14 protein-coding genes and 1 tRNA gene are annotated in these 24,305 nt (G+C 52.2%); 9 read left to right on the top strand and 6 right to left on the bottom strand.

What is annotated here, in order from left to right:
- Positions 1-85: 85 nt before the first annotated feature.
- Positions 86-180 (bottom strand) — tRNA-Sec (locus EDF88_RS15560).
- Between the two features lie 340 nt (positions 181-520).
- Here EDF88_RS15560 and yicI point away from each other — a divergent pair.
- The gene (yicI, locus tag EDF88_RS15555) at positions 521-2,845 is read left to right on the top strand and encodes an alpha-xylosidase (protein WP_134185690.1); all 2,325 of its coding nucleotides are present in this window, start codon (positions 521-523) and stop codon (positions 2,843-2,845) included.
- 90 nt (positions 2,846-2,935) lie between these two features.
- On the opposite strand, the gene EDF88_RS15550 is transcribed toward yicI, so the two are convergent.
- Complete coding sequence (locus tag EDF88_RS15550) at positions 2,936-3,529, bottom strand: YhgN family NAAT transporter (protein ID WP_064514385.1); 594 nt, start codon at positions 3,527-3,529, stop codon at positions 2,936-2,938.
- Positions 3,530-3,688: 159 nt separating this feature from the next.
- On the opposite strand from EDF88_RS15550, the gene asd reads away from it, so the two are divergent.
- The 6 genes from asd to glgP all read left to right on the top strand — a co-directional run bounded on the left by asd (position 3,689) and on the right by glgP (position 14,664).
- Positions 3,689-4,795, top strand: coding sequence for an aspartate-semialdehyde dehydrogenase (gene asd / locus EDF88_RS15545; RefSeq protein ID WP_064514384.1), 1,107 nt, complete (start codon positions 3,689-3,691; stop codon positions 4,793-4,795).
- A 389-nt stretch (positions 4,796-5,184) separates the two neighbouring features.
- Complete coding sequence (glgB, locus tag EDF88_RS15540; RefSeq protein ID WP_134185688.1) at positions 5,185-7,371, top strand: 1,4-alpha-glucan branching enzyme; 2,187 nt, start codon at positions 5,185-5,187, stop codon at positions 7,369-7,371.
- A complete protein-coding gene (gene glgX / locus EDF88_RS15535) occupies positions 7,368-9,350 on the top strand; it encodes a glycogen debranching protein GlgX (RefSeq protein ID WP_134185686.1) in 1,983 nt (660 codons plus the stop codon). The genes glgB and glgX overlap by 4 nt, the downstream gene beginning before the upstream one ends.
- Before the next feature lie 14 nt (positions 9,351-9,364).
- Positions 9,365-10,648 (top strand): glucose-1-phosphate adenylyltransferase, encoded by a 1,284-nt coding sequence (gene glgC, locus EDF88_RS15530; protein ID WP_134185684.1) that lies wholly within the window; start codon positions 9,365-9,367, stop codon positions 10,646-10,648.
- A gap of 112 nt (positions 10,649-10,760) precedes the next feature.
- Complete coding sequence (gene glgA / locus EDF88_RS15525) at positions 10,761-12,194, top strand: glycogen synthase GlgA (RefSeq protein ID WP_134185682.1); 1,434 nt, start codon at positions 10,761-10,763, stop codon at positions 12,192-12,194.
- Between the two features lie 22 nt (positions 12,195-12,216).
- On the top strand, positions 12,217-14,664 hold the full coding sequence (glgP, locus tag EDF88_RS15520; RefSeq protein WP_064514373.1) for a glycogen phosphorylase: 2,448 nt from the start codon (positions 12,217-12,219) through the stop codon (positions 14,662-14,664).
- A 108-nt stretch (positions 14,665-14,772) separates the two neighbouring features.
- Here glgP and EDF88_RS15515 read toward each other — a convergent pair whose 3' ends face one another.
- From EDF88_RS15515 to glpE, 3 genes are all read right to left on the bottom strand, one after another.
- Entirely contained in the window at positions 14,773-15,531 is a 759-nt protein-coding gene (locus tag EDF88_RS15515; protein WP_134185680.1) for a DeoR/GlpR family transcriptional regulator, read from the bottom strand.
- 22 nt (positions 15,532-15,553) lie between these two features.
- On the bottom strand, positions 15,554-16,384 hold the full coding sequence (gene glpG, locus EDF88_RS15510) for a rhomboid family intramembrane serine protease GlpG (protein WP_064561166.1): 831 nt from the start codon (positions 16,382-16,384) through the stop codon (positions 15,554-15,556).
- A gap of 177 nt (positions 16,385-16,561) precedes the next feature.
- A complete protein-coding gene (gene glpE, locus EDF88_RS15505) occupies positions 16,562-16,891 on the bottom strand; it encodes a thiosulfate sulfurtransferase GlpE (RefSeq protein WP_134186019.1) in 330 nt (109 codons plus the stop codon).
- 319 nt (positions 16,892-17,210) lie between these two features.
- Between glpE and glpD the strand changes: the two genes are divergently transcribed.
- Positions 17,211-18,719 carry a glycerol-3-phosphate dehydrogenase gene (gene glpD, locus EDF88_RS15500; RefSeq protein WP_064514367.1) on the top strand — a complete coding sequence of 503 codons (1,509 nt, stop codon included), beginning with the start codon at positions 17,211-17,213 and terminating at the stop codon, positions 18,717-18,719.
- 99 nt (positions 18,720-18,818) lie between these two features.
- Here the strand turns inward: glpD and malT are convergent, their stop codons facing one another.
- Positions 18,819-21,527, bottom strand: a complete 2,709-nt coding sequence (malT, locus tag EDF88_RS15495; RefSeq protein ID WP_064514365.1) for an HTH-type transcriptional regulator MalT — start codon at positions 21,525-21,527, stop codon at positions 18,819-18,821.
- Positions 21,528-21,902: 375 nt separating this feature from the next.
- On the opposite strand from malT, the gene malP reads away from it, so the two are divergent.
- Positions 21,903-24,305: a maltodextrin phosphorylase gene (gene malP, locus EDF88_RS15490; protein ID WP_134185678.1), complete on the top strand. Its 2,403-nt coding sequence runs from the start codon at positions 21,903-21,905 to the stop codon at positions 24,303-24,305.

Below are 24,305 nucleotides of genomic sequence, written 5' to 3'. Positions count from 1 at the left end.
TACTAGAAATAATCGGTTATATAGTTGTTGATGTGAGCGCTATATTGGACATATAGTTTATTTAGCTGACAGAGTTAATAAAAAATGGCGGAAGATCACAGGAGTTGAACCTGCCCGGCACCGCTGGCGGCACCAACTGGATTTGAAGTCCAGCCGCCTCACCGGAGACGACGATCTTCCTAGCCTCGATTGCTACATGGAGGCGGTGCGCAGTATACCGACTTTTCCCCCCTTACCAAACAATGCTTTGTCCTTTCCCCAATCATTTCTCAGAAACTATTAGCCAGATCAATCAAACCGCCCGAAAAACAGCCATTCCTTAACTCTTAGTCTGCTAAGAGAGCGACACTGCTCACAGTTATTAAGAAACGTAATCTGATAACCAGAAATTGGAATTCCGGCCCGCCTCCCGATGCTTTAAAACCTGAACTATCGAATTTTTTACACTCGCTTTTAAAGGTGATCACCAGACCCACTGGCACACCGTTTCCAAAAATTCAGTATTCAAAAGGACGGCATAATGAAAATTAGTGACGGTAACTGGCTGATTCAGCCCGGTTTAGCGCTTATCCACCCGGTGCAGGTTTTCGATGTGGAGCAGCAGGGTAATGAGATGGTGGTGTACGCGGGCATGAAAGATGTGCGCGAACGTGGCAATCAGCTCGATACACCTCTGTTTACGCTGCGCTTTTTCTCCCCGCAGGAAGGGATTGTCGGTGTGCGCATCGAGCACTTCCAGGGCGCGGTGAATAACGGCCCGCATTACCCGCTAAACGTGTTGCAGGACGTGAAAGTCACCATGCAAAACACCGCTGAATTTGCCGAGCTGAAAAGCGGCAACCTGGCGGTGCGTGTCACCAAAGGCCTGGACTGGGCGCTGGATTTCCTGCGTGACGGCGTGCGTATCACCGGCAGTGCGGTGAAAAACAACGGCTACGTGCAGGACGGTAATACCGGAAATACCCATATGTTCGAGCGTCTGGATTTGGGCGTCGGCGAAACGGTTTATGGACTGGGCGAGCGTTTTACCGCGCTGGTGAAAAATGGTCAGACGGTGGAAACCTGGAACCGCGATGGCGGCACCAGCACCGAGCAATCCTACAAAAATATTCCGTTCTACCTCACCAATCGCGGTTATGGCGTGCTGGTGAACCATCCGGAATGCGTCTCTTTTGAAGTGGGTTCCGAAAAAGTTTCCAAAGTGCAGTTCAGCGTCGAAGGCGAATATCTCGAATACTTCGTGATTGACGGCCCAACACCAAAAGCGGTGCTTGACCGTTACACCCGCTTCACGGGCCGCCCGGCGCTGCCGCCTGCGTGGTCGTTTGGCCTGTGGCTCACCACTTCATTTACCACCAACTACGACGAAGCGACGGTTAACAGCTTTATCGACGGTATGGCGGAGCGCAACTTGCCGCTGCACGTTTTCCACTTCGACTGCTTCTGGATGAAAGCCTTCCAGTGGTGTGATTTTGAGTGGGACCCGGTGACCTTCCCGGACCCGGAAGGGATGCTGAAACGCCTGAAAGCTCGCGGCCTGAAAATCTGCGTGTGGATAAACCCCTACATCGGCCAGAAATCCCCGCTGTTCCGCGAAGGGATGGAAAAAGGCTATCTGCTGAAACGCCCGAACGGCGCGGTGTGGCAGTGGGATAAATGGCAGCCCGGCCAGGCGATTGTCGATTTCACCAACCCGGCAGCTTGCGAATGGTATGCAGGGCACCTGAAACGCCTGGTGCGCATGGGTGTGGATTGCTTCAAAACGGACTTCGGCGAGCGTATCCCGACTGACGTAGTATGGCATGACGGCTCTGACCCGCAGAAAATGCACAACCATTACGCGTTCATCTATAACGAGCTGGTGTGGAACGTGCTCAAGCAGGAACTGGGCGAAGAAGAGGCGGTGCTGTTTGCGCGTTCGGCTTCCGTGGGCGCACAACAATTCCCGGTTCACTGGGGTGGCGACTGCTACGCCAACTACGAATCTATGGCGGAAAGCCTGCGCGGCGGTTTGTCCCTCGGCATGTCCGGTTTCGGTTTCTGGAGCCACGATATTGGTGGGTTCGAAAACACTGCGCCTGCGCATGTATACAAACGCTGGTGCGCGTTCGGGCTGCTCTCCAGCCACAGTCGCCTGCACGGCAGCAAATCCTACCGTGTGCCATGGGCGTATGACGACGAAGCCTGCGATGTGGTGCGCCACTTCACGCAGTGGAAATCGCGCATGATGCCGTATTTGTACCGCCAGGCCGCATTTGCCGCAGAGTTCGGTACGCCGATGATGCGCTCGATGATGCTGGAGTTCCCGGACGACCCAGGTTGCGATTATCTCGACCGCCAGTACATGTTGGGCGAGTCAGTGATGGTTGCGCCGGTGTTCAGTGAAGCGGGTGACGTGCAGTTCTATCTGCCGGAAGGCCGCTGGACGCATCTGTTCAACAACGTTGAAGCGCAGGGCAGCCGCTGGCATAAAGAGCAGCACGGTTTCCAGAGCCTGCCAGTGTATGTGCGTGACAACACGCTGTTGGCGCTCGGTAATAACGACCAGAAGCCGGATTACGCATGGCACGAAGGCACCGCCTTCCAGCTGTTTAATCTCGACGATGGCCGCGAAGCAATTTGCGAAGTCCCGGCGGCAGACGGTTCGGTTATCTTCACGCTGAAAGTGAAGCGGGAGGGCAACACGCTGACGGTGCAGGGTAAAGGCCAGGCGAAAGACTGGACACTGTGTCTGCGTAATATCGGTAATGTGAAGAGCGTGAAGGCAGGTAAGAGTGTTGCGGGCGAGCAGGGTGTGGTGATTACGCCAGATTCAGCTGAGTCAGGTTTGGTTATCGAGCTTTAGTGAATGTGTCGGATGTCGCTAACGCTAATCCGACCTACGAAGAGCAGTTGTAGGGTGGATTAGCGCAAGCGACATCCACCGTTTTTTTATTTAACCCTTCATCCACACCCGCAACCCATCGAGGAACATTTGGGTTGCCAGCATGACCAATATCAGCCCCATTAAACGCTCCAGCGCATTCACCCCTTTCTCGCCCAACAGGCGTAAGAAAAGAGAAGATTGCAGCAAAATTGCCACGGTACCGCCCCAGGCCAGTAAAAGTGCGGCGACTAAATGCCCCATCTGGTTTGGATACTGATGCGATAACAGCATTAAAGTTGCCAGAAGTGTCGGTCCGGCAACCAATGGAATCGCCAGTGGCACGATAAAGGGTTCTTCACCCGCAGGCAGGCCAGAAGCGTTTCCTTCCTTGCTTGGGAAAATCATTCTGATGGCGATCAGGAACAGAATAATCCCGCCGGAAATCGACACGCTTTCCGCACGCAGATTAAGAAACGCGAGAATTTTTTCCCCGGCAAAAAGGAAAATAAGCATGATTATCAGCGCAATAAGCAGCTCGCGGATCATGATGGCCCGGCGGCGCTTCGGCTCGGTATGCTTGAGCACCGACATAAAAATCGGCAGGTTTCCTAACGGGTCCATAATCAGGATTAACAGTACTGCCGCAGAAATGATTTCGGTCATGAATGGTGTTCTCTAATAAATAACGTGTTCATTGATAAGTTCTATTTCTAATAGCTTGCATATCATTGATTAATTTCACTTGCGACTTCGGCAGCATTTTGTAAGGTGAACAGTAATCTCAATTAATGTACACAACACACATCCGCAGGATTAGTCGCTATGAAAAATGTTGGTTTTATCGGTTGGCGCGGTATGGTCGGTTCCGTTCTCATGCAACGCATGGTTGAAGAACGCGATTTTGACGCCATTCGCCCAGTTTTCTTCTCCACTTCCCAGTTAGGCCTCCCGGCCCCGTCTTTTGCAGGCCAGAACAATGGTACGCTGCAAGACGCATATGACCTGGAAGCGCTGAAGGCACTGGACATTATCATTACCTGCCAGGGCGGCGATTATACCAACGAAATCTATCCAAAGCTCCGTGAAAGCGGCTGGCAAGGTTACTGGATTGATGCAGCGTCTTCACTGCGTATGAAAGATGACGCGATTATTATTCTCGACCCGGTAAACCAGCACGTTATTCAGGAAGGTCTGAACAACGGCGTGAAAACCTTTGTTGGCGGTAACTGCACAGTTAGCTTGATGCTGATGTCCCTTGGCGGCCTGTTCGCAAACGACCTGGTTGACTGGGTTTCTGTTGCGACTTACCAGGCGGCATCCGGCGGCGGTGCACGCCATATGCGTGAACTGTTGACCCAGATGGGCCAACTGCATAGCCATGTTGCCAGCGAGCTTGCTGATCCTGCATCTGCCATTTTGAATATCGAACGTAAAGTGACTGATCTTGCTCGTGGCGGCAGCCTGCCAACCGATAACTTCGGTGTGCCATTGGCTGGCAGCCTGATCCCATGGATCGACAAGCAGCTTGATAATGGCCAGACCCGCGAAGAGTGGAAAGGCCAGGCTGAGACCAACAAAATCCTTAACACCGGCACTATCATTCCAGTTGATGGCTTGTGTGTCCGCGTTGGCGCACTGCGCTGCCACAGCCAGGCATTCACCCTCAAACTGAAAAAAGATGTCTCTCTGCCAACCATCGAAGCGATGCTGGCCGGGCATAACGATTGGGTCAAAGTCGTGCCAAACGACCGTGATATCACTATGCGTGAGCTGACACCTGCGGCAGTAACCGGCACGCTCACTACTCCAGTCGGGCGCTTGCGTAAACTGAATATGGGTCCTGAGTACTTGTCTGCCTTCACTGTTGGCGACCAGTTGCTGTGGGGCGCTGCCGAACCGTTACGTAGAATGTTGCGCTTGCTCGCATAATTACACTTACTGACCAAAGGGGCATTGCAGCCCCTTTTTTTATCACGTCATATACCCTTCATACTTCACGTTATGGATGTGTTGGTTGCACTCCGTCACCCCAGTCACTTACTTAAGTAAGCTCCTGGGGATTCCTGAGCTTACCGCCTTCCCATAACATGAATTATTTGGGTATACATGAAGCGTATGACTTTCGTTCATTAATTTTCGGGAGCAAAACAGAGCGTTGGCTATGCTTTATTCAGGGCAGTGAAAAACTGTCTTGATGGGTTGTTGGGCGGAGCAGCTTACAGGAGTTCCATTTACGCTGCCTGTTGGGTCAATGATAACTTTCACCTGAGCGTGTAAGCGTAGCGCCGGGATGAAACATAAAAAACAGGACGAATTCCATGTCTGTTCATCCAGAGAAAGACGTGATAAATGCGCTAATTGCGGGTCATTTTGCTGATCCTTTTTCGCTGCTGGGAATGCATAAAACTGAAGCCGGGCTGGAAGTTCGCGCCCTGTTACCGAACGCGACAGAAGTGTGGATTATCGACCCGAAGACCGGTGGGAAAGTCGGTAAGTTAGAATGTATTGATTCGCGCGGTTTCTTTTGCGGGGTAATCCCCCGTCGTAAAAATATCTTTCGTTACCAATTGGCTGTCGTCTGGCATGGCCATGAAAACCTGATTGATGACCCATATCGCTTTGGCCCGCTAATTCAGGAGATGGATAGCTGGCTTTTGTCCGAAGGCACGCATTTACGCCCCTATGAAACGCTCGGCGCGCACGCCGACACAATGGATGGCGTTACCGGTACTCGTTTCTCCGTTTGGGCACCTAATGCCCGCCGTGTCTCAGTTGTTGGTCAGTTCAACTATTGGGATGGCCGTCGCCACCCGATGCGTTTGCGCCGTGAAAGCGGTATCTGGGAACTCTTTATTCCAGGTGCTCATCCAGGGCAGCTCTATAAATTCGAACTGATTGATACTGATGGGCATCTGCGCCTGAAGGCCGATCCGTATGCGTTTGAGTCGCAAATGCGCCCGGAAACCGCGTCGCTGATTTGCGGCTTGCCTGATAAAACCACCCTTAGCCCCGCGCGCCAGCATGCGAATGGCTTTGACCAGCCAATTTCAATTTATGAAGTGCATCTTGGTTCCTGGCGTCGCCATGCCGACAATAATTTCTGGCTCAGTTACCGCGAACTGGCAGATCAACTGGTACCGTACGTCAAAGAGATGGGCTTTACTCACCTCGAACTGTTGCCGATTAACGAGCACCCGTTCGATGGCAGTTGGGGCTACCAGCCACAAGGAATGTATGCGCCGACGCGCCGCTTCGGCACGCGAGATGACTTCCGCTACTTTATTAATGCCGCGCATGCTGCGGGCTTAAACGTGCTGCTGGACTGGGTTCCAGGGCATTTCCCGACTGACGATGCAGGGCTTGCTAAATTCGATGGCACCTCGCTGTATGAACACGGCGACCCGCGCGAGGGTTATCACCAGGACTGGAATACCCTGATTTACAACTATGGGCGGCGTGAAGTCAGTAACTATCTGGTGGGCAACGCACTCTACTGGATTGAACGTTTCGGCATCGACGGTTTACGCGTTGATGCGGTGGCATCGATGATTTATCGCGATTACAGCCGCCAGCCAGGCGAGTGGATACCTAACGATAAAGGCGGGCGTGAAAACCTCGAAGCTATCGAATTCCTGCGTAATACTAACCGTATTATTGGTGAGCAAACGCCGGGTGCGGTGACCATGGCTGAAGAGTCTACCGATTTTACCGGTGTGTCTCGGCCACCTTCCATGGGCGGCTTAGGTTTCTGGTTTAAATGGAACCTCGGCTGGATGCACGACACGCTCGATTACATGAAACTCGACCCGGTGCATCGCCAATTCCATCACGACAAAATGACTTTCGGCATGCTGTACAACAGCACCGAAAACTTCGTACTGCCTTTGTCGCACGACGAAGTGGTGCACGGCAAAAAATCCATTCTCGACCGCATGCCGGGCGACGCCTGGCAGAAGTTTGCCAACCTGCGTGCTTATTACGGCTGGATGTGGGCTTTCCCCGGCAAGAAGTTGCTGTTTATGGGCAACGAATTTGCCCAGGGTCGCGAATGGAACCACGACAGCAGCCTCGACTGGCATTTGCTGGAAGGGGGCGACAACTGGCACCACGGTGTGAAACGCCTGGTCCGCGATTTGAACCATACTTACCGTCACCACGCTGCGATGCACGAGCTGGATTTTGACAGCTACGGCTTTGAATGGCTGGTGGTCGAAGACAACGTTAATTCGGTGTTTATCTTTGTGCGCCGCGACTCGAAGGGCAATGAAATCATTGTTGCCAGTAACTTCACTCCGGTGCCGCGCTACAACTATCGCTTTGGTATCAACCAGCCGGGGCGTTGGCGCGAGGAGCTGAACACGGACTCAATGCATTATCACGGCAGTAATGCAGGGAACAGTGGCGCGGTACATAGCGACGAGATCCCAAGCCACGGACGTGACCATTCTCTGAGTCTGACATTGCCGCCGCTTTCGACTATCTGGTTGGTACGGGAGGCTGAATGACGCAACTGACTGCCGGGAACCCGGCTCCGTATGGTTCGTTTTTTGATGGCAAAGGTGTCAATTTCACGCTGTTTTCGGCTCATGCAGAAAAAGTCGAACTCTGCGTTTTTGACGAACACGGCCACGAGCGTCGTTATGACTTGCCGGTGCGCACAGGCGACATCTGGCATGGTTATTTGCCCGATGCTAAACCTGGCCTGAAATACGGCTATCGCGTCCATGGCCCGTGGGACCCGCAAAACGGGCACCGTTTTAACCCGGCAAAACTGCTGCTAGACCCTTGCGCTCGAGTAGTTGTTGGCGGTGTCGATAACCACCCTCATCTTCACGGTGGTTATGACGAGCCGAACCTGGAAGACAGCGGCCCACACATGGCGAAATGCGTGGTGGTGCGCGATAAGTTTGACTGGGAAGGCGACGAACACCCGCGTACCCCTTGGGGCGACACGGTTATTTACGAAGCTCATGTTCGTGGGTTGACGCTTCTGCACCCTGAAATACCCGAAGAGCTGCGTGGCACTTATGCCGCACTCGGCCATCCGGTGATGATTAACTATTTCAAACGCCTCGGGATCACGGCGCTTGAACTGATGCCGGTCGCGCATTTTGTCACAGAGCCGCGCGTCGCCCATTTAGGTTTAAGCAACTATTGGGGCTATAACCCGCGTTCGTTTTACGCCGTCGAAGGCTACTACGCGGTGAATCATGACCCGCTGGCGGCTGCTAACGAGCTGCGTGGTGCGGTGAAAGCGCTGCACGACGCGGGCATTGAGGTGATTCTCGACATCGTTCTTAACCATAGTGCGGAGCTGGATCGCGATGGCCCGACTCTCTCCCTAAGCGGAATCGACAACCGTAGCTATTATTGGTTAATGGATAACGGTGATTACCAGAACTGGACCGGTTGCGGTAATACGCTGAATCTGAGTACGCCAGGCGTGGTGGCGCAGGTGGTGGATTGCCTGCGTTATTGGGTCGACAGCTGCCATATTGACGGGTTCCGCTTCGATCTTGCCTCGATCATGGGGCGTACGCCAGAGTTCCGTCAGGATGCGCCGTTGTTTGAGGCGATCAAGAACGATCCTGTTTTGTCGCAGATAAAGCTGATTGCTGAGCCATGGGATATTGGCGCGGGGGGTTATCAGGTCGGCAACTATCCACCGTTATTTGCGGAGTGGAACGATCATTTTCGTGATGGCATGCGCCGTTTCTGGCTGCGACAAGATTTATCGTTGGGAGGATTCGCTTGCCGCTTTGCCGGTTCAAGCGATGTCTATCGACATGGGGATCGCCTCCCTTCGACCAGCATCAATTTAATCACGGCTCACGACGGTTTTACGCTGCGCGATTGTGTCAGCTTCAATCAAAAACACAATGAAGCGAACGGTGAAGACAACCGTGATGGCACCAACAATAACTACAGCAATAACTATGGCTTCGAAGGGCTGGAAGCTTCACTGAATATTAAAGAAAGACGGCGTGACAGCGTTCACGCTTTGCTGACGTTGTTGCTGCTTTCTCAGGGTACGCCGATGCTTTTGGCCGGTGATGAACACGGTCACAGTCAGCATGGTAATAACAATGCTTATTGCCAGGATAACCAACTGACATGGCTTGACTGGGAAAACTGCAACGATGGCTTAACCACTTTTACCGCGGCATTGATTCATCTACGCAAGACGATTCCTGCACTTACCCGGAATGTCTGGTGGGAGGAAGGTGATGGCAATGTGTGCTGGTGGAATAAAGAGGCTCAACCTCTGAATGCTGACGAGTGGGAGAACGGGGTTCATCGGTTACAAATCCAACTCTCAGACCGTTGGCTAATAACGATTAACGCTACCGAAGAAGTGGCTGACATCGTTCTACCCGAAGGGGAATGGCGTGCTATTCCTCCGTTTGCCGGCGAAGACAATCCGGTGGTAATGGCTGTATGGCATGGTCCCGCGCACGGAGTATGCGTTTTCCAGAAATCATAAAAAAGGAGTCAGTCATGGTTAGGCTTGATAAGAACGATCCTCTGATGTTGGCAAGACAACTGCCAAATAAATCTGTAGCCCTGATTCTGGCTGGTGGGCGCGGTACCCGATTGAAAGATTTGACCTCAACGCGCGCCAAGCCTGCTGTCCACTTTGGTGGCAAGTTCCGTATTATTGATTTTGCGCTGTCGAATTGCATTAACTCAGGTATTCGCCGTATTGGCGTGATTACGCAATATCAGTCTCACACGTTGATACAGCATATTCAGCGCGGCTGGTCATTCTTCAGCGAAGAGATGAACGAGTTTGTCGATTTGCTCCCGGCGCAGCAACGTGTGCATGGTGAAAACTGGTATCGCGGCACCGCCGATGCTGTCACGCAAAACCTCGATATTATCCGCCGCTACAAAGCGGAGTATGTGGTTATCCTCGCGGGTGACCATATCTACAAGCAAGATTACTCGCGCATGTTGATTGACCATGTGGAAAAAGGTGCGCGTTGTACCGTGGCCTGTATGCCAGTTCCGATCCATGAAGCCTCAGCATTTGGCGTGATGGCGGTTGATAACGAAGAGAAAATAATCGAGTTCGTTGAGAAACCAGCTAACCCACCGTCTATGCCTGGTGACGACAGTAAAGCGCTCGCCAGTATGGGTATCTACGTGTTCGATGCAGATTACCTCTACGAACTGCTGGAAGCCGACGACAAGGACGAAAACTCAAGCCACGATTTCGGGAAAGATATCATTCCGTACGTCATGAAATCCGGCTCGGCCTTCGCCCACCCATTCCCACTTTCTTGCGTGCAGTCAGACCCGGATGCCGAACCCTACTGGCGTGATGTGGGGACGCTTGAAGCCTACTGGAAAGCCAACCTCGACCTCGCTTCGGTAACGCCAGAGCTGGATATGTACGACCGGGATTGGCCAATCCGCACGCATATGGAACCGTTGCCTCCGGCGAAGTTTGTGCAAGACCGCTCCGGCAGCCACGGCATGACGCTGAACTCACTGGTTTCTGGTGGCTGCATTATTTCGGGCTCGGTGGTGGTTCAGTCGGTGCTGTTCCCACGCGTGCGCGTTAACTCGTTTTGCAATATTGATTCGTCAGTATTGTTGCCGGATGTCGTCGTCGGGCGTTCCTGCCGTTTGCGCCGTTGCATTATCGACCGCGCCTGTGTCATTCCTGAAGGGATGGTCGTCGGGGAAAACGCCGAAGAAGATGCACGCCGTTTCTATCGTTCTGAAGAAGGCATTGTGCTTGTCACCCGTGAAATGCTGGCCAAGCTGCCTGGTTAAGTTTTAAAGGATTGATCACCGTGCAGCAAGGGCTGCACGGTGAAGTTTTATCGTTTGGCGCTCCTGATTTTTACTTGATGAGAGCGCTGCGACTTTCCATACGGGAGCGATAATGCAGGTCTTACATGTATGTTCTGAAATGTTTCCACTGCTGAAAACGGGTGGTCTGGCAGATGTGCTTGGCGCGTTACCGGCGGCACAAATTGCAGGCGGGGTGGAGACGCGAGTCCTGCTGCCTGCTTTCCCTGATATTCGTCGTGGCATTGTTGATGCACAGGTTGTTGCACACCGCGACACCTTCGCGGGTCATATGACTTTGTTATATGGCCACTTCAACGGCGTGGGGATTTACCTCATTGACGCTCCACATTTATACGAACGCCCCGGCAGCCCATATCACGATACCAATCAGTTCGCTTACACCGACAACGTGCTGCGTTTTGCATTGTTAGGTTGGGTTGGTGCTGAGATGGCATGTGGTCTGGACCCCTTCTGGCGCCCGGATATCGTGCATGCGCATGACTGGCATGCGGGCCTGGTACCTGCGTACCTGGAAGCGCGTGGTCGCCCGGCAAAGTCGGTATTTACCGTCCACAACCTGGCGTACCAGGGGCTGTTTTATGCCCATCATATGAATGAAATTGATCTGCCCTGGTCGTTCTATGACATGAACGGCCTGGAGTTCAATGGTCAAATTTCGTACTTGAAAGCTGGCCTTTACTATGCTGATCATATTACGGCGGTCAGCCCGACTTATGCCCGCGAGATAACCGAACCGCAATTTGCCTACGGAATGGAAGGGCTGTTGCGCCAGCGCCACCGCGAGGGTCGGCTGTCCGGCATTCTTAACGGCGTGGATGAGAAAATTTGGGACCCGGCTCATGACTTGCTTCTGGCTTCTCGCTATACCCGCGACACGCTTGAGGAAAAGGCTGAGAACAAACGCCAACTGCAGGTGGCGATGGGACTTAAGGTTAACGATAAAGCGCCGCTGTTTGCAGTCGTTAGCCGTTTAACCAGCCAGAAAGGCCTGGATTTGGTGCTGGAAGCGTTGCCGGGGTTACTCGAGCAAGGTGGGCAACTGGCATTACTGGGCGCGGGTGATTCGGTGATGCAGGAAGGATTCCTTGCGGCGGCGGCAGAACATCCAGGGCAGGTGGGTGTCCAAATTGGTTATCACGAAGCTTTCTCGCACCGCATTATAGGCGGGGCAGATGTCATTCTGGTACCGAGTCGTTTTGAACCTTGTGGTTTAACGCAATTGTATGGCCTGAAGTACGGCACATTGCCATTGGTGCGGCGTACAGGCGGGCTTGCAGATACCGTGTCTGACAGCTCGCTGGAAAACCTGGCTGACGGTATCGCCAGTGGATTCGTGTTTGAAGACAGTAATGCCTGGTCGCTGTTAAGAGCGATTAGACGTGCCTTCGTGTTGTGGTCTCGCCCTTCGCTGTGGCGATTTGTTCAACGTCAGGCAATGGGCATGGATTTTAGCTGGCAGGTAGCGGCGCATTCCTACCGCGATCTGTACCAACGTTTGCTGTAGCCATCCACCAGGAATCACTGATATGAACGCACCCTTTTCTTATGCTTCACCAACGCTCAGTATTGAGGCTCTAAAGCACTCAATCGCCTATAAACTGATGTTTACGGTGGGCAAAGACCCTGCCATTGCGAACAAACATGAGTGGCTAAACGCCACGTTGTTTGCGGTTCGTGACAGGTTGGTAGAGCGCTGGCTGCGTTCTAACCGTGCTCAGCTATCCCAGGAAGTTCGCCAGGTTTACTATCTGTCGATGGAGTTTTTGATTGGCCGCACGCTCTCCAACGCACTGCTGTCATTGGGTATTTATGATGATGTCAAAAATGCGCTGGAAGAAATGGGGCTGGATCTTGAAGAGTTGATTGACGAAGAGAACGACCCCGGCCTCGGCAATGGCGGGCTCGGTCGTCTCGCCGCCTGTTTCCTCGATTCATTAGCAACACTGGGCTTGCCTGGCCGTGGTTACGGCATTCGCTACGATTACGGTATGTTTAAACAAAATATCGTTGATGGCCGCCAGAAAGAGTCGCCGGATTACTGGCTCGAGTACGGTAACCCGTGGGAGTTCAAGCGCCACAACACACGCTACAAAGTGCGCTTTGGTGGGCGCGTACAGCTTGAAGCCAAAAAATTCCGTTGGGTAGAAACTGAAGAAATTCTTGCGGTCGCGTATGACCAGATAATCCCTGGCTACGATACCGATGCAACAAACACGCTGCGTTTGTGGAATGCGCAAGCCAGTAGCGAAATCAATCTGGGTAAGTTTAACCAGGGCGATTATTTCGCAGCGGTAGAAGATAAAAACCATTCGGAAAACGTGTCGCGCGTGCTCTACCCGGATGACTCGACCTATTCAGGCCGCGAACTGCGTCTGCGTCAGGAGTATTTCCTGGTGTCGTCAACGGTGCAGGACATTCTCAGCCGTCATTTCCAGCTCCATAAAACCTATGACAATCTGGCGGATAAAATCGCCATTCACCTCAACGACACACATCCGGTATTAGCGATTCCTGAGCTGATGCGTTTGTTAATCGACGAGCATAAGTTCAGCTGGGAAGATGCGTTTGAAGTTTGCTGCCAGGCATTCTCCTATACCAACCACACTCTGATGAGCGAGGCGCTGGAAACCTGGCCGGTAGATATGCTGGGCAAAATTCTGCCGCGCCATTTGCAGATAATCTTCGAGATTAACGACTACTTCCTGAAAACTTTGCAGGAGCAGCATCCAAACGATACCGCTCTGCTGGGGCGCACTTCGATTATTGATGAATCCAATGGCCGTAAAGTGCGTATGGCATGGCTTGCAGTGGTAGTAAGTCACAAAGTGAATGGCGTTTCTGAACTGCACTCCAACCTGATGGTTCAGTCGTTATTTGCTGATTTTGCTGCCATCTTCCCGATGCGTTTTTGTAATAAAACCAATGGCGTGACCCCGCGCCGCTGGCTGGCTTTGGCTAACCCACCGCTTTCAGAAGTGCTGGATGAAAATATTGGCCGCACCTGGCGTACCGATCTCAGCCAGTTGAACGACCTGAAACAGCATATTGATTACCCAACGGTGCATCAGGATGTGCGTAAGGCGAAGCTTGCCAACAAGAAGCGTCTGGCAAGTTACATCGGCCAGCAGCTCAATGTGGTGGTGAATCCGAATGCGCTGTTTGATGTGCAAATCAAACGTATTCACGAGTACAAACGCCAGCTGATGAATGTGCTGCACGTGATTACACGCTATAACCGCATTAAGGCAGATCCGACAGCCGATTGGGTGCCGCGCGTGAATATCTTCGCAGGTAAAGCGGCGTCAGCGTATTACATGGCAAAACACATCATTCACCTCATCAATGATGTGGCGACGGTGATCAACAACGATCCGGTGGTGAAAGATCGCCTGAAAGTGGTGTTTATCCCGAACTACAGCGTAAGCCTTGCACAGATCATTATCCCGGCGGCGGATCTCTCCGAGCAGATCTCTCTGGCGGGAACTGAGGCTTCCGGCACCAGTAATATGAAGTTTGGCCTGAACGGCGCGCTGACTATCGGCACGCTTGATGGGGCAAACGTCGAAATGCTGGAGCATGTGGGGGCGGATAATATCTTTATCTTTGGTAATACGGCGGAAGAGGTCGAAACGCTACGGCGTAAAGGCTATCAGCCGCGCGAATACTATGAAAAAGATGAAGAGCTGCACCAGGTGTTGACGCAAATCGGTACGGGTACGTTTAGTCCTGGCGAACCGACGCGCTACCGCGACCTGCTGGACTCACTGATTAACTTTGGTGACCACTATCAGGTGCTGGCAGATTACCGCAGCTATGTGGATTGCCAGGACAGGGTAGATGAGCTGTATCGCCAACCGGAAGAATGGACGATCCGCACGATGCACAATATTGCCAACATGGGGTATTTCTCATCCGACAGGACAATTCAGGAATACGCCGATGAGATTTGGCATATTAAGCCGGTGAGATTGTAATTATTCCCCTCACCCTAACCCTCTCCCCAAAGGGGCGAGGGGACTAGCCCGGTATTCCCCCTCTCCCTCAGGGAGAGGGCCGGGGTGAGGGTTGTTCCCACGCAAATTTCAGCACAACTCCAGTTGCACATTGTTCTCAGCAATCACCTGCATCACGCCCGCAGGCGGCATCACATCGGTGTAAACCGCATCAACCAGGCTAATACTGCCAAGATTCACCATCGCATTACGGCCAAACTTAGAGTGGTCTACAACCAACATCACGCAGCGAGAGTTTTCAATGATGGCGCGTTTGGTGCGAACTTCGTGGTAATCAAACTCCAGCAATGAGCCGTCACCGTCAATGCCGCTGATCCCCAGAATGCCGAAATCCAGCCTGAACTGAGAGATAAAATCGAGCGTCGCTTCACCGATAATTCCACCGTCACGGCTGCGTAATTCGCCCCCGGCGAGAATAATGCGGAAGTCCTCTTTTACCTTCAGCGTGTTCGCCACGTTCAGGTTATTGGTGACTATGCGCAAATTGCTGTGATTCAACAACGCATGCGCGACGGCTTCCGGCGTGGTGCCGATATCAATAAATAGCGTGGCACCGTTAGGGATCTGACTGGCGACTTTCTGGGCGATACGCTCTTTTTCCGCTGTCTGAGTCGCTTTACGGTCATGCCACGGCGTATTCACCGAACTTGAAGGTAGTGCTGCGCCACCGTGATGGCGCATGATCAGATTCTGCTCGGCGAGATCGTTCAGATCACGGCGAATGGTTTGTGGACTCACTTCAAACTGTTCAACCAGCTCTTCTGTGCTGACATAGCCTTGTTTTTTAACCAGTTCGACAATCGCATCATGACGTTGTGTTTGCTTCACGCTGTTTTATTCTCCTGAAATGCTATGTTCGTTTTCGCGCATGCATTGTATCAACCAGCGCCATCGCAAGCCCAACAACCAGGCCGGTGATGTGTGCAGCGTTGGCGATAGACATTCCTAAAACATCGAAAAATCCTATCACAATCCACAGTACTGCAAAGCCTAACAGGCCGCGCTGCATATAGATGCCGCTGTCCGGGTCGCGTTCACCGCGCAGCCAGACATAACCCATCAGCGCGTAAACCACACCGGACAAACCACCAAACAACGGGCCACCAAATTTAGCCTGTACGAAACCGCTCAATAAAGCCGAAATCAACGTCAATGTGATGAGTTTTCCGCTGCCGAGGCGCTTTTCCACCGGGCCGCCGAGGTACCACCACCACAGTAAGTTAAACGCGATATGCATAATAGAAAAGTGCATCAAAGCATGGCTGAAATAGCGCCACAATTCATAGTGCAAACTGTCTTTGTACGGCCACGCTAACCAGACCATAACCGCACGGTCACCCATCACTTGCATCATCAGGTAGACCAGCACACAGGCGGCCATGATCACCATTGTGAAGGGACCAGCTTTCTGCGTAATCGTAGCGAGGAACGGATAGCGTTGATACTGCAAGCCGCTGCCAGTGTGGCCGGTATTCCAGCTTGCGGCCAGATAACGTGAATCACCAGGATTGGCGAGGAATTGTTCAAGCTCAGTACGAACGCGCGATTCCTGGCTGTCATTCGCCAACCAGATATCGCTTTGTTCATGCCGTTGAATCGTGAGGATAATCCCCTGCGTCGCCATATAGTCGACAAATGCCTGCGCGACTCGCGGGTTGGCAAACGAGGTAATCATGATCATAAGGTTTCAGTTAAATCCATACAAAAGAAATGAGTATACCCGTCATACTTCAAACTGCATCTTTGTTGGCTGCACTCATTCACCCAAATCACTTACTAAAGTAAGCTCATCGGGATTCATTCCCTTGCCGCCTTGATGCAGTTCGAATTATTTAGGGTAAGGCAGTCGCACAACAATTTAAGACGCGCCGTGTTCGACTTCAGCCGGGAAATGACGATGCCATGCGTCAAAACCACCATCGACGCTGTACACCTGATCGTATCCTTGTTGCAGCAAATACTGCGCCGCACCTTTACTGCTGTTGCCGTGATAGCACATCACCATGACAGGGGTTTCAAAATCGGTTTGCTGCATAAAAGCGACAAGGCGGTCGTTAGTCAGATGGAACGCGCCCGGCGTATGGCCCATCGCAAAGCTTTGTGGATCGCGGATATCCACTAACACAGCGTGTTTTTGCTGCAACTTCTGGTGCGCTTCTTCCACACCAATACACTCAAAAGTTTCCATGGTTTTGCTCGTCATTTTATTGAATTGCCTTGCGCTATATTAAGGGAATCTGCCCTCTGGCCGCTGATATACCCGTCGCCCTTCAAGTTGCAGGGTTGTTGGCTGCCCTCATTCACCCGAATCACTTACTACAGTAAGCTCATCGGGATTCATTCGTTTGCCGCCTACCTGCATCTTGAAGTAGCTCGAGTATATTAACGTCATTATGTTATCCATATCACGCAGTAATGTTTTTTTTTCGTTACAAACCGCGCGTACTCTTGCTAGTATGAGCGATAACGAACATATTTGAACTTTAACGAAAGCGTGTGAGGGCAACATGGAAACTAAAGATCTGATTGTGATTGGCGGAGGAATTAACGGGGCAGGTATCGCCGCTGACGCCGCAGGCCGTGGTTTATCCGTGTTGATGCTTGAAGCGCAGGATCTGGCCAGTGCCACATCATCGAATAGCTCGAAATTGATTCATGGTGGCCTGCGCTACCTGGAGCATTATGAGTTTCGCCTGGTGAGTGAAGCATTAGCCGAGCGCGAAGTGCTGCTCAATATGGCACCGCATATTGCCTTTCCGATGCGCTTTCGTTTGCCACATCGCCCGCATCTGCGCCCGGCGTGGATGATTCGAATTGGCCTGTTTATGTACGACCATTTAGGTAAACGTACCAGTTTACCTGCGTCCACCAGTTTGCGTTTTGGCGCAGATTCTGTCCTGAAACCTAATATTGTGCGCGGTTTCGAATATTCTGACTGTTGGGTAGACGATGCCCGCCTGGTGTTAGCGAACGCGCAGATGGTGACGCGTGAAGGTGGCGAAGTGAAAACCCGCACCCGTGCCACTAGTGCTCGCCGTGAAAACGGCCACTGGATTGTCGAAGCGCAGGACATTGATACTGGCGAAACCTTTACCTGGCGCGCTCGTGGCCTGGTCAATGCTACCGGCCCTTGGGTGAAGAACTTCTTTGACGATGGCCTCCAGTTGCCTTCGCCATATGGCATCCGCCTGATCAAAGGCAGCCATATCGTCGTACCACGCGTGCACAACCAGAAGCAGGCTTACATTCTGCAAAACGAAGATAAGCGCATTGTGTTTGTGATCCCGTGGATGGATGAGTTTTCGATTATTGGCACCACCGATGTTGAATATAAGGGCGACCCGAAAGATGTTCACATCGATGACAATGAAATTAATTACCTGCTGAATGCGTATAACGCGCACTTTAAAAAGACACTGAGCCGCGAGGACATTGTTTGGACATACTCTGGCGTGCGACCGCTGTGTGATGATGAGTCTGATTCACCGCAAGCTATTACGCGTGACTACACGCTTGATATCCATGACGAGCAGGGTAAAGCCCCACTGTTGTCTGTGTTTGGCGGTAAGCTCACCACGTATCGTAAACTTGCGGAACACGCGCTGGAGAAGCTGAAAGGTTATTACCCGAAAATGGGGCCAGCATGGACCAAAGGCTGCACATTGCCGGGTGGCGATATCAATGGCGACCGTGATGATTACGCCGCGCAGTTGCGCCGCCGTTACCCGTTCCTGACCGAAAGCCTGGCACGCCGTTACTCACGTACTTACGGTAGCAACAGTGATTTGATTCTGGGCAGAGCTACCAGCATCAGTGATTTAGGTGAAGATTTCGGGCATGAGTTTTATGAGGCCGAATTGCGTTACTTGGTTGAGCATGAGTGGGTGCGTGGCGTTGATGATGCCATCTGGCGTCGTACCAAATTGGGTATGTGGTTAAGCGAAGAACAACAGGCGCGAGTGGCACAGTGGCTGGGAAAGCGGGGCGCTAAGGCGAAGTTATCGCTGGCGTCTTAAAACTAGCGGTGGATGACGCTTGCGTTTATCCACCCTACAACCACCTTTCCAATAGTGCGGATAAGCATTAGCTTCATCCGCTAGTTTTATTTCAGAAAGTTAAACCCCGTAACCCATCATCTTCAATAACTTCTGCGCATGCTGCACCGCATCCTGGCGGTGCGCGACACCCAGTTTCTGATACAAATTACGAATGTGCGTTTTAATCGTCGTGGCCGCAACATCCAGCTCGCCGGCGATTTGCTCATTGCTGTAGCCTGAATAAATCAACCCTAAAACCTGCCATTCGCGCTGAGTCAGTGGACTGGTACGAATAAGCTCCGGCACTTCAGGGTGCGTCAGTAAACGGTTAACAAAGTTCTCATCAAAATGGGCGAACTTATGGCGGTGATGCTGGTTAATTTCACGCAAAATGCGCTGCGCGCGGTGTTGATCCAGCTCAGGCAGTGTGTTGAGTTGAATTAACTGGCGCAACTGCTGCGCCATGGCTTCGCCTTCAATCACAAAATGGCTGATAAACCCGGTGCGGTTAGCCAGCGCCAGCGCTTCGAGCAACACACGTTGTGCATCGCTTTTACGCCCGGCCTGCCAGTAAAGCTGGTTTAGCAGTAACAGGTTGCGGTTAAGGTCGCTCATCAGGCGCAGGCTGCGCGCATTTTCGTTTAACTCTTCGAGCACCATTTCGGCGGGTTCGAATTCACTCAGCAAAATTTGCGCGCGAGCGATGTTACGCCACTGGCTTTGTAGGAAATGGTTGTTGGCGAATTCTGGTTTCGGCGTCAGGCGTAGCCAATTGGCAGCAGATTTTTTATCGCCCGTCATTTGCCAGTAAATCACCCGCACTTTGTCGGCGTTGGAAACCCAGTCGCTATGGAATGCACCATTGCCCAGCAAGTTTTCAAGTCGGTTCAGGTGATTACGCGCATTGTCCAGGTCGCCTCGTGCCAATGAACATTGCACTAACAACGCCATGCACTGTAATTGCTGTTGTGGCTGATAGCCTGAAAGCACTTCCAGACCCATGCGTGTGGTTGCTTCAGCTTCATCCAGGCGCGACCACGCCCAAAGCAATTGCGCGCGAATACGCAGTAAAAACTCATGCAGCGGGAGCTGCTCAAGATGTTGCTCTTCAATAAGCGCAAAGGCTTTCTCTTGCGATTCCCAGGCAGACTGAAGGAAGCCTTGTGCCAGTAAGATTTCGCTCTGCTGACATAAGCCCCATAACGCGTAATGCCACATATCGTGGCGGCGCGCCATCTGCTCAGTTTGCTGCATAACAGATAACGATTTGGTGAGCTCGCCTTTGCAGTGCAGCACTTCGCCGTGAACTGAAGTTGCGACAATGCGGCTGTAGAAACTAGCCAGCGGCAGCATGTCGAGAGCAATCATTGCGAGGCGTTCTGCTTCTTCAGGGTTGCCGTCATTAATGGCAACCTGGGCGCGCAAGGCATTAAATTCGCCGTGCATGACATCATCCATCACGACATTCATTTCTTGTTCAGCACGCGCCAGAAGAGTGTTCACTTCGCTGTAGCGATGTTGGCTTTGCATCAGCCACGCCTGAAGCAAAACAAGTTTTGGGTTTTCCAGCAGGCTTTCCCACGGTAGTGCTTTTAACGACTCTTCCAGCAATGTGAGTTCGCTGTGATTAAACAGTGCCCAGGCATGATGCAGCAAGATGTCGCGCAGCAGGGTGGCGTCGCCTGCGGCAAGGGCATGGTGAATAGCTTCGCTTGGGAAACCCTGCGCCATCCAGCTTTCTGCGGCGGCGCGATGAATATCCGGAAGTTCTGTCGCCAGTTCCCACTGGCAACGCTGGCGCAGGAAATTGCCAAACAGCGGATGGAAACGGAACCATTCGCCGCTGTCATCCATGCGTTGGATAAACAATCCTTGCCGCTCAGTCTCTTCAAGGCGCATCTGGCCGTTTTCTTCGCCCGTGACGCGCACAATCAATGCATCGTTCATCGAACGCAGGACTGAGCTACGCAGCAGGAAGTTACGCGTTTGCGCATCGACATTATCCAGCACTTCATCGGCCAGATAGTCGGATAAGTGGCTGGCATTAATGCCCGAAAGACGACGCGCAGAGTGATGCGCCGATGAGTTGCTGTTTTGGCGTGCGGAAAGCGCAATTAATTGCAGCGCGGTTGCCCAGCCCGCAACATCATCACACAAGCTGTTGCTGTCGGTATGTTCGAGTGGAGAATTGAGCCGATGGTCAAAGAATTGCTTCGCTTCCGGATGGGTAAACGCGAGTTGCTGGCTACCAATTTCAAGCAGCTGATCGCGCACGCGTAAATTGGCGATACCCAGCTGTGGCAAATTGCGCGACAACACGACCAGCGTCATATTTTCTGGCTGGTGGCGAATGAAAAAGCGCATAGCTTCATGAATTACAGGGTTAGTAATGAGATGGTAATCATCAATCACTAAAAATAGTGGGCGATGCCATTCCACCATTTCAATAAAGAGCTGTGCGAATAATGCTGTCAGGCTTGAGTATTGGCGTTTTTGCACCATCACTTCGCTGGTCACACAATGACCAGATGTTGCTTGTTGAATAGCCGCTATCAAATAGCTGGCGAATCTTTCTTGTTGGTTATCACCCTCATCCAGAGAGTACCAACCTAGCTCATTTTTCCCTGCCGCCCACTGAGAAATCAGTGTGGTTTTCCCATAACCCGCCGGGCTGGTTATTAGCGCCAGCCGATAGTTATTAGCGGTCGATAATTTCATCAACAGCCGGTCGCGGACCACTGTATTTTCCAGACGAACTGGACGACTTAATTTGGAGGGGATCAGCATGGTCAATCACTTCACTGTGTATGAGATATGCACGAATGCGATTTTTTTCACGCTTCGTAATTAATACTAACTACAAGGTCGACCAGATTAAGGCTTATTGCAAGATTGTTAAGGGTTTCAGACGTTGTAAGTTGCACTTTGTCACAAATCTATTGATTAGATGAATCCATTCGAGGCGTAGAGTTGGTCGAAGCAAAAATTCAGTGCTGGTGGGCATTCTGCCAGCAAGCACCTACCGTTAAGTGGCGGCGATCACATTTTTAGCTACTCCCCGCTACTCCTCCCTCCGTAATCCCCCTCGGGATGAGGAATTAGCCCAAGCCACCCTGCACACTAACGCTAATGAAATTAGAACATCACAGGACCCGAGCCCTTATGTCACAGACGACCTTCAATAAAGCACAATTTCAGGCTGCACTGACACGTCAGTGGCAGCGTTACGGACTTCACTCTGCTTCCGAAATGACCCAGCAACAATGGTGGCATGCGGTGAGTGGTGCGCTGGCCGAATTGCTGGCAGCGCAGCCTGTTGCGAAACCTGAGAAGCAGCAGCGCCACGTAAACTACATCTCGATGGAATTTTTGATTGGTCGTCTGACGGGCAACAACTTGCTGAACCTTGGCTGGTATCAGGAAGTGGCGGATGAGCTGAAAGCGTTCGATATCAACCTGACTGATTTGCTGGAAGAAGAAATTGATCCGGCATTGGGCAACGGTGGTCTGGGACGCCTCGCGGCATGTTTCCTGGATTCCATGGCGACGGTGGGTCAGTCTGCGATTGGTTACGGTCTGAATTACCAGTACGGCCTGTTCCGTCAATCCTTCCAGGATGGACATCAGATGGAAGCGCCTGACGACTGGAAGCGCGGCAGCTACCCATGGTTCCAGCATAACGCAGCGCTCGATGTGCAAGTGGGCGTTGGCGGTAAAGTGATTAAAGACGGTAAAACCGTGCGTTGGGAACCGGCGTTTATCTTCCATGGCGAAGCCTGGGATCTGCCTGTTCTCGGCTACCGTAATGGCGTGGCGCAACCGCTGCGTTTGTGGCAGGCAAAACACGCTCATCCGTTTGACCTCACCAAATTCAACGACGGCGATTTCCTGAAAGCAGAACAGCAGGGCATCGACGCTGAAAAACTGACTAAAGTGCTTTACCCGAACGACAACCACCTGAACGGCAAGAAACTGCGCCTGATGCAGCAGTATTTCCAGTGCGCTTGTTCAGTGGGCGATATTTTACGTCGTCACCATCTGGCGGGCCGCAAGCTTAAAGAACTTGCTGATTACGAAGTGATTCAGCTGAACGACACCCACCCGACTATCGCGATTCCAGAGCTGCTGCGTGTGCTTATCGACGAGCACCAGATGAGCTGGGACGACGCATGGGCCATCACCAGCAGAACCTTCGCTTACACCAACCACACTTTGATGCCTGAAGCGCTGGAGTGCTGGGACGAGAAGCTGGTGAAAGCGCTGTTGCCGCGTCATATGCAGATTATCAATGAGATCAACGCACGCTTTAAGAAGTTGGTTACTAAAACCTGGCCGGGCGACGAGGCTGTCTGGGCGAAACTGGCCGTTGTGCACGACAAACAAGTTCGCATGGCGAACATGTGTGTTGTCAGTGGCTTCGCCGTGAATGGCGTTGCGGCGCTACACTCAGATTTAGTGGTCAAAGATCTGTTCCCGGAATATCACCAGCTATGGCCGAACAAATTCCATAACGTCACCAACGGCATTACACCGCGCCGCTGGATCAAACAGTGCAACCCGGCGCTGGCAGCTCTGCTTGATAAGAAACTCAAGAAAGAGTGGGCCAACGATCTGGATGTGCTGGAAGGTCTGGAAAAATACGCCGATGACGCGAAATTCCGCAAAGAATACCGCGACATCAAATACCAGAACAAAGTGAAGCTGGCGGCATTTGTGAAAGCGCGTACTGGCATTGTGATAAGCCCGGATGCGTTGTTCGACGTACAAATCAAACGCCTGCACGAATACAAACGCCAGCACCTGAACCTGCTGCATATCCTGGCGCAGTACAAAGAAATTCGTGAGAACCCAACAGCCGCCCGCGTGCCGCGTGTGTATCTGTTTGGCGCGAAAGCGGCACCGGGTTACTACCTCGCCAAAAATATTATCTTCGCGATCAACAAAGTTGCCCACGCCATCAATAACGATCCGATCGTTGGCGATCAACTGAAAGTGGTATTCCTGCCTGACTACTGCGTTTCTGCGGCGGAAGTGATGATCCCGGCGGCGGATATTTCTGAACAAATATCTACCGCAGGTAAAGAAGCATCCGGTACCGGCAATATGAAACTGGCACTCAACGGTGCACTGACCGTTGGCACGCTGGATGGTGCGAACGTCGAAATCGCCGAGAAAGTGGGTGAGGAAAACATCTTTATCTTTGGCCACACCGTCGAAGAAGTGAAAGCGCTCAAAGCCAAAGGCTACGACCCGGTGAAATGGCGTAAGAAAGATAAAACGCTGGATGCGGTGCTCAAAGAGCTGGAGAAGGGCATTTATGCCGATGGCGATAAACATGCGTTCGACCAGATGCTGCACAGCATCGGTAAACAAGGCGGCGACCCGTATTTAGTGATGGCAGATTTCACCGCATACGCAGAAGCGCAAAAACTGGCGGATGCACTGTATCTCGACCAGGAAGCCTGGACGCGCGCCGCCATTCTTAACACGGCTCGTTGCGGCATGTTCAGCTCCGATCGCTCTATCCGTGATTATCAGCAACGCATCTGGCAGGCAAAACGCTAA

The organism is Buttiauxella sp. BIGb0552, assembly GCF_004366275.1.
GTDB classification, from domain to species: Bacteria; Pseudomonadota; Gammaproteobacteria; order Enterobacterales; family Enterobacteriaceae; genus Buttiauxella; species Buttiauxella gaviniae.
The sequence above is the reverse complement of the archived record's forward strand: the minus strand, read 5'-3'. Positions and strand labels throughout refer to the sequence as shown.